General features: G+C 79.9%; 1 protein-coding gene. It reads left to right on the forward strand.

The genetic code is table 11. The annotated features are described in order from the left end of the window. On the forward strand, positions 1-457 hold a 457-nt coding region (locus N866_RS21900), incomplete at both ends, for a hypothetical protein (protein WP_034230120.1).

Consider the following 457-nt stretch of genomic DNA (forward strand, 5'->3'; position numbering starts at 1 on the left):
CGTGGTCGACGCCCGCGCCGACCTGGACGGCGCGCTCGCGGCCGCGACGGAGTCGGAGCGGATGCACGCCGAGGCGCTCGCGGCCCACCACCTCGCGGTCGAGGCCGACACCGAGGCGCGCGCCGCGCTCGCCCTGGCCGAGACCCGGCTGGCGGAGGTCATGGCCGCCGCGGACGCCGACGTCGTCGCCGACGTCCGTGCGGAGCTCGACGCGGCGATCGCCGACCGGGATGCCGCGCTGGCCGCGGTCACCGAGGCCGAGGGCATGGTCGAGCACGCCCAGGCCCGTCTGGTCGCCGCCGAGGCCGAGCTCCACCACGCGATCGAGGCCGCACGGGCCGCTGCGGCCGGCAGCAGCGCCGTCGTCGCCATCCAGGCGGAGCTCGACGCAGCCCTGCACGCCGACGCCACCGCCCGGGCCGCGCTGGAGGCCGCGCGGCTCGCGCACCACGCGGCG

Origin of the sequence: Actinotalea ferrariae CF5-4, from assembly GCF_000603945.1 — a bacterium.
Taxonomy (GTDB): Bacteria; Actinomycetota; Actinomycetes; order Actinomycetales; family Cellulomonadaceae; genus Actinotalea; species Actinotalea ferrariae.